Annotated in this window: 5 protein-coding genes; 2 read left to right on the forward strand and 3 right to left on the reverse strand. The window is 58.4% G+C overall.

What is annotated here, in order from left to right; all coding sequences use genetic code 11:
• On the forward strand, positions 1 to 245 hold a 245-nt coding region (locus Q8O35_RS12895), incomplete at its 5' end, for a hypothetical protein (RefSeq protein ID WP_305573965.1).
• A 90-nt stretch (positions 246 to 335) separates the two neighbouring features.
• Here the strand turns inward: Q8O35_RS12895 and Q8O35_RS12900 are convergent.
• The 3 genes from Q8O35_RS12900 to Q8O35_RS12910 are packed head-to-tail and all read right to left on the reverse strand — an operon-like array spanning position 336 to position 3,201.
• Entirely contained in the window at positions 336 to 1,466 is a 1,131-nt protein-coding gene (locus Q8O35_RS12900; RefSeq protein ID WP_305573967.1) for a DegT/DnrJ/EryC1/StrS aminotransferase family protein, read from the reverse strand.
• Between the two features lie 2 nt (positions 1,467 to 1,468).
• A complete protein-coding gene (locus Q8O35_RS12905) occupies positions 1,469 to 2,509 on the reverse strand; it encodes a dTDP-glucose 4,6-dehydratase (RefSeq protein ID WP_305573969.1) in 1,041 nt (346 codons plus the stop codon).
• Positions 2,506 to 3,201 carry a WbqC family protein gene (locus Q8O35_RS12910; RefSeq protein WP_305573971.1) on the reverse strand — a complete coding sequence of 232 codons (696 nt, stop codon included), beginning with the start codon at positions 3,199 to 3,201 and terminating at the stop codon, positions 2,506 to 2,508. The genes Q8O35_RS12905 and Q8O35_RS12910 overlap by 4 nt, the downstream gene beginning before the upstream one ends.
• Before the next feature lie 374 nt (positions 3,202 to 3,575).
• Here Q8O35_RS12910 and Q8O35_RS12915 point away from each other — a divergent pair, with 374 nt between their 5' ends.
• Positions 3,576 to 3,773, forward strand: a complete 198-nt coding sequence (locus tag Q8O35_RS12915) for a hypothetical protein (RefSeq protein ID WP_305573973.1) — start codon at positions 3,576 to 3,578, stop codon at positions 3,771 to 3,773.
• The last annotated feature ends 418 nt before the right edge of the window (positions 3,774 to 4,191 follow it).

Consider the following 4,191-nt stretch of genomic DNA (forward strand, 5'->3'; position numbering starts at 1 on the left):
TTATTTTCCTCGCGCCGTTATTGTGCTTATATCTTGACAGGTTCTCCAGCATCTCTGCTGCTGACGACTGGAGCAACAGTGATCTGGCAATCTTCCTGGTCTCGGTCTTACTTTTAGCACCAAAGAACTATGTCTTCATGAAAGGCGGAGTTTCGCCGCAAGTACTTATAAATCCGTTGCTCTTGCTTGGGGCTGTGCTGTTTTGCTTGCAACAAGCCTATGTGGCCAGCCGCTTGCGAGGTTGATGCAGCGCCTGCCATTGTTTCGGCGGGGGGGAGGTCAGCGGAATGCGTAGCCTTTCTTTGCCCTCAGAAGATCCTCTGCAGAGAGGCTGACTACCGAGGCTCGATACCCAGAAAGCCACGCACAGCCCCCGCCACCAACGCGACCTCTTCCGGGGTAAGACCAGTGTGGAACGGCAGACTCAGGGTGCCGCTGCCAAAGGCATGGGCGTTGGGGAAGTCCTCAGGCTTGTACCTTAGTTTCTCACGAAACCAAGTGAGTGTGTGGATGGCGCGGTAGTTCACCGCCACACCGATACCACTCTCCCCCATGTGGTCCAGCAAACCGTCGCGTTTGTGGGCAGGCACCTGGATGGTGAGCAGGTGGTGCGCGCTCTTGCCCCGCAGGGCGGGTAGCCAAAGCCCGGGGATGTCCGTGAGCAAGCCGACGTAGGCCTGATATACAGCGCGGCGCTTCTCCCACAGGCCATTCAGCCGGGCAAGCTGGTTCACCATGAGCGCGGCCTGGATGTCGCTCAGGTTGTACTTCCAGCCGAGTTCCACCATGTCCCAGTGCTGGTACAGGCCGTGGTAGCGCTTGGCCGCCTCTTTGCTCATGCCGTGCTGGCGCAGGAGCAGCACCCGGTCCGCAAGGTCCTGTCGGTTGGTGCACAGAGCCCCGCCCTCGCCGCAGGTGAGGTTCTTGGTGGCGTAAAAACTGTAGCACACGGCATCGCCCAATTCTCCCGGCCGCACGCCGTCGCGTTCAGCCTCGATGCAATGGGCGGCATCCTCAATGATGGCCAGCCCATGCTCATCGGCCAAGGCCTTTAAGGCGAGCATATCGGCCATGACGCCGTAAAGATGCACGGGAATCAGGGCCTTGGTGCGCGGGGTGATGGCCGCGCGAACGGCTTCGGGGTCCATGAGACCCGTGTCGGGCTCCACGTCCACCAGCACCGGCGTTGCGCCCACATGCACAACGGGGGTTGCGCTGGCGATGAAGGTCATGGCTGGCACGATGACCTCGTCGCCGGGCCCCACGCCGAGCGCCAGCAGGGCCAAGTGCAGGGCTGCAGTGCAGGAGTTCAGGCTCACGCAGCGAGCCAGGCCCGTGTATGCGGCGAAGTCCGCCTCGAAGCGCGCGCACATCGGCCCGGTGGTGAGAAATACTGAGCGTAGGGTCTGGGTTGAGGCCTCGATGTCAGCCTCGTCCAGCGCGTGCCGGTAGAACTCCACGCGCATGGCTAGTGCAACTCGCGCTTGCCGCTGGTCGTAACGATGGGGATCTCGCGCATCCAGAGCATCTTGCGCCACCAATGCTCGTGGTCCACGTACCATTTGATGGTGCGTTCGAGCCCCTGCTCCCATTTGACCTGAGGCTCCCAGCCGAGCACCCGCTTTACTTTCGAAAAATCCGCTGTGTGGCGCATGACTTGGCCGGGGCGGTCACCTACGTTGATGAAGCACTCCTTGCTGGCGCACATGATTCTGGCGATATCCTGGGCGATGGAGAGAATGGAGTGGTCCTCGCCGGAGCCAACGTTGAACACCTCGCCAACGACTTTTTCGGCCGGGGCGTGTAGAGCCAAATCGATGGCCCGGCAGGTGTCATCGGTGTGGATGAAGTCACGCGCGGAGGAGCCATCGCCGTGGACGCGCAGCTTCTCGCCCAGTATGACGCTGGTGGTGAAGCGAGGGATGACCTTCTCCAGGTGCTGCCGCAGACCGAAGTTGTTGAAGGGACGGATGATGACCGCTGGTATCTGATAAGTAGCCCAGTAGGAGTACACCAGCCGGTCGGCCCCGGCCTTGGCCGCAGCGTATGGACTCATAGGGTTGAGCGGGTGTTCCTCGTCCATGCTGGGGTATAGGGCGGTGCCGTACACCTCGCTGGTGCTGATGTGGATGAAGCGCTCCACGGAGTCCTTGTATTTGCAGACGGCGTTGGCCACGGTCTGGGTACCGATGACATCGGTCTCGAAAAAGTTGCGGTTGTCATAGATAGAGCGGGTAACGTGGCTCTCGGCGGCGAAGTGGACCACATAGTCGCTTTGGGAGATGAGGGTGTCCATGAGTTCGCCGTTCAGGATGTTGCCATACCAGAACTGGAGGCGCGGATTGTCCAGATCCTGCCAAATCTTCACGGGCAGGTTCTCAACATTGCCTGCATAGGTCAGGGCATCTACAATAATAATATTATAATCAGGATAGGTGTTGTAAATGTAATATGTAAAGGCCGAGCCGATGAAGCCCGCACCGCCAGTGATGAGGATGGTCTTTTTCACTGCATGCTCCCTGTGAGGATGGAAAGGCTGTTCGGTCCATGGTTGAACAAAAGGTCCACCACGGACAGGTACGGAATGAATCCGCCGTGCAACTGTGTATACTCCGGGTGCGCGTAATCCTGAAATTCCACACGCATCCCGCGGGAGGAGAACAGCGACTCGTCGATGTAGTCGCGCCCAGCCGCGCCCTCATAAAAGATGGTGCCGCCAAGATGTGCAAGAATGTCCACCAACCGAAGCGTGCCGCTGCCGGCAATGCCCAGTTCGGAGGCCAGCAGCACGGGTGTGGTGATGCCCAGTACAGCAGAAAGATGCAGGATAAGGGCAATATTCAGGTCGCAGAGCTTTTCCCAGGACCGGTCAATGACGCACGCCAGCTCCGGGGCATACTCTGCGTAGTACGGGGCCTTAGAGTAATATTGGGCGAGGCCGCGCAGGTGCTTTTTCTGCCAAGACTCGGCACTGTTTACCCGCACTTCGTTGATTAGAGGAAACTCGCGGCCTTTTGTGAGCACGGGCACGGTGAGCCACTGCGCACCTTGGGGTGCCTTGATCCGATTCCTGTTCCGCCAGGAACCCTTCTCGAACTGCACATCGTCATAAAGCACGAACACGTCCGCCCTGAACAGCTGCTCAAAGTAGCCCAGCCAAGGCAAATAGCTGGGCTGTAATATTCCGACGGTCAGAGACATTTGGTGAATGTAACGAAAAACGCGACCGATGCCAAGGGCAAAAGCTTACGCGTCAACCACGGCCCTTAGCCACTAGATCAAACCGTCATTTTTTTTGCCACCTTGACACCATGGTGGAGTTGAATCACAAGAACCAATAATAACATTCTCAAAAGAACTAGTGAAACATGCTCACCAGCCGCTTCCCCACTTTCTGGGCTTGCTGGTTCCGGCGTAACCTACAGTGGGCGTCGCCAAGGGGGAGCCCCCTCATCGGGCAGCGCACCTGTGGGAGCACTACCAATGTAGCGAGGATCTCTGTCACACACGGCCTCTTCTCGCCGGGCCGCTGTCCCGCCTGCGGCATACCCACTCTTGGCATGGAGACTATCGGAATGCCTGGAGGTTACAAGGCTGGGCACGATTTGATTTTCCTGCTCCCGGCCCTGGCAACCTACGCATGTTTGGCCCGACTCTACCCAATCCTAGCTCAGGACATCTTGCATTACAGGTTTTACGGCCTGGGCTTCGTCGTGCTGCTGCTGGCCTCGGCCACCCCCTCGGGAACTGGGGCAACATTGGCTACACTCTGATAATAGTGACCGACCGCGTGCCGTTAATTCCAGAGTATTAAGAATTGAGGCAACCCGGCAACAGGCTCAACCCCTGGAGCAAAAGCTCAAGCCATTCATGCAAAAGATTGTTATCCTGTTCCGGTCCGATGCAGACAGTGCCGTTTAATCCACCCAGCCTGCCGATGTCAGCAGGTGCTAGGCCCGCGGAGAGTGCAATGCAAGAAGAGACTGAGACGCCTGCTCCGACGGGCCGTTCCAAAATGACCGAACGTCTGAAGCGTGAACTGACGCTTGTGCTGCTGCTGATGCTGCTGGGCTATGTGGTCATGGACCTGCGGACTCAGGCGGACGTTTTGTCGAGCACCCTTTCTACACGCATGCTGCCCGCTCTGGCCGTCTCTGCGGCATGCCTCGTTCTAAATCAGCTACTCATGGC

It is taken from the genome of Humidesulfovibrio sp., from assembly GCF_030689645.1.
Classification (GTDB): domain Bacteria; phylum Desulfobacterota; class Desulfovibrionia; order Desulfovibrionales; family Desulfovibrionaceae; genus Humidesulfovibrio.

Coding starts and splice junctions, on each gene's coding strand:
- Q8O35_RS12910 (WP_305573971.1), bottom strand. CDS start 3,201: ATGTCTCTGACCGTCGGAATATTACAGCCCAGCTATTTGCCTTGGCTG.
- Q8O35_RS12915 (WP_305573973.1), top strand. CDS start 3,576: ATGCCTGGAGGTTACAAGGCTGGGCACGATTTGATTTTCCTGCTCCCG.
- Q8O35_RS12900 (WP_305573967.1), bottom strand. CDS start 1,466: ATGCGCGTGGAGTTCTACCGGCACGCGCTGGACGAGGCTGACATCGAG.